The 1,808-nt window shown below is 72.7% G+C and carries 2 protein-coding genes; both read right to left on the bottom strand.

Features of this window, described 5'->3' with window-relative positions:
• Window positions 1-20 precede the first annotated feature (20 nt).
• A complete protein-coding gene (gcvH, locus tag ACFWFR_RS19250; RefSeq protein WP_191801850.1) occupies window positions 21-392 on the bottom strand; it encodes a glycine cleavage system protein GcvH in 372 nt (123 codons plus the stop codon).
• 129 nt (window positions 393-521) lie between these two features.
• A complete protein-coding gene (gene gcvT, locus ACFWFR_RS19245; protein WP_377624187.1) occupies window positions 522-1,694 on the bottom strand; it encodes a glycine cleavage system aminomethyltransferase GcvT in 1,173 nt (390 codons plus the stop codon).
• Between the last annotated feature and the right edge of the window lie 114 nt (window positions 1,695-1,808).

The following is a 1,808-nucleotide window of genomic DNA, read 5'->3' as shown; positions in this document are numbered from 1 at the left end:
CAGATCATCGCTGCTGTCCGTCAGCCGCCCACGAGCGCGCTGTACTCCTCGGCCGTGAGCACGGGGCCCGTCTCGGTCACGTCGACCTTGATGAGCCAACCACCCGCGAAGGGCTCGGCGTTGACGAGCGACGGGTCGTCGATCGCGGCCTGGTTGACCTCGGCCACCGTCCCCGTGACCGGGGAGTAGAGCTCGGAGACCGACTTGGTCGACTCGACCTCGCCGATCACCGCGCCGGCCGTGACGGCCGCCCCGACCTCGGGGAGCTCGAGGTAGACGATGTCACCGAGCGCCTCGGCGGCCGTGCTCGTGATGCCGATGACGGCCGGGTTCGAGGCGTCGAGCCACTCGTGCTCGGCGGTGTACTGCAGGTTGCCGGGGAAGTCGGCCATGGGGGCTCCTGGTGTGCTGGTGCGGGTGCTGGACGGGGGCGGGCCGTGTGGCCCGCAGAACGGGGGCGGTGCGCTGCGCGGGGCAGGTCCTGACGCCAGGACCGGGCGTCAGGACCGGTCCGACGACGGTCAGGACGCCTGAGGACGACGGTAGAACGGCATGGGCACGATCACCACCGGCTCCTCGCGACCACGGACGTCGACCGCGAGCTCGGTGCCCTCGGCGCTGAACTCGGGGGTCACGTACGCCATCGCGATCGGGTACCCGAGCGTGGGCGAGGGCGCTCCCGAGGTCACGAACCCGATCTGCACGTCGGGGTCCTTGCCCGGGATCACGACGGCGTAGCCCGCGCGGGCGGGACGCTTGCCGAGTCCGCGGAGGCCCACGAGCACGCGCGCGGGCTGTGCGCCCTTGCGCGACGCGAGCGCAGCGCGCCCGACGAACTCGAGCGGGTTGCCCTCGGCATCGACCTTGTCGAGCTTCACGACGCGCCCGAGGCCCGCCTCGTACGGCGTGGTGGTGGTGTCGAGCTCGTGCCCGTAGAGGGGCATGCCCGCCTCGAGGCGCAGCGAGTCGCGGGCCGAGAGGCCTGCCGGGACCAGCCCCAGCGGCTCCCCCGCCGTCAGCACGGCCTGCCACAGCTCCCGCGCGTGCTCGGCCGGGACGAACAGCTCGAACCCGTCCTCGCCCGTGTAGCCGGTGCGGGCCAGCAACGTGTCGAGACCTGCGACCCGCACCGAGACCGACGCGTAGTACTTCAGGTCCTTGACGGTCTGTACGTCGTCAGCGGCGACGAGCGAGGTGACGATCTCCTCGGCGCGGGGCCCCTGGACCGCGACGAGCGCGGTCTCTTCAGCCTGGTCGGTGACGGTCGCGTCGAAGCCCGCGCACCGGCGGACCAGCTCCTGCGTCACCAACGGCGCGTTCCCCGCGTTGGCCACGACGAGGAACGTCTCCTCGGCCAGGCGGTAGACGACCAGGTCGTCCAGGACCGAGCCGTCCTCGGCGCAGATCATGGTGTACCGCGCACGACCCACGGCCACGGCCGTGAGGTTGCCGACGAGCGCCCGGTCCAGGGCTGCGGCGGCCTGGGGCCCGCTGACCTCGATCTCCCCCATGTGGGAGAGGTCGAACAGGCCGGCCGCCTCGCGCACGGCACGGTGCTCGGCCAGGTCGCTCGTGTACCGCAGCGGCATCTGCCAGCCGCCGAAGCTCGTGAGCGAGGCTCCCAGGGCGACGTGCTCGTCGTGGAGCGGGCTGAGGCGGTCAGCGGCCGTGGTGTGCTGCTCGGACTCCGTCATGGTGTTCCTCTCGGGGGAGCCGGGGCGACGTGACCTCTGCGTCACGCTCGCTCCGGCACGGCGGGTGGGCCCGGGGCCGTCCCGGTCCGGCACGACCGCGGGGTCGTGCCGGAC

This window comes from Oerskovia sp. NPDC060287, assembly GCF_042726775.1.
Classification (GTDB): domain Bacteria; phylum Actinomycetota; class Actinomycetes; order Actinomycetales; family Cellulomonadaceae; genus Oerskovia; species Oerskovia merdavium.
Note: the sequence above shows the minus strand (reverse complement) of the source record. Positions and strands in the feature narration are given on the sequence as shown.

Excerpts from the sequence above, each read along its gene's own strand:
- gcvH (WP_191801850.1), bottom strand. The coding sequence starts at position 392 with ATGGCCGACTTCCCCGGCAACCTGCAGTACACCGCCGAGCACGAGTGG.
- gcvT (WP_377624187.1), bottom strand. The coding sequence starts at position 1,694 with ATGACGGAGTCCGAGCAGCACACCACGGCCGCTGACCGCCTCAGCCCG.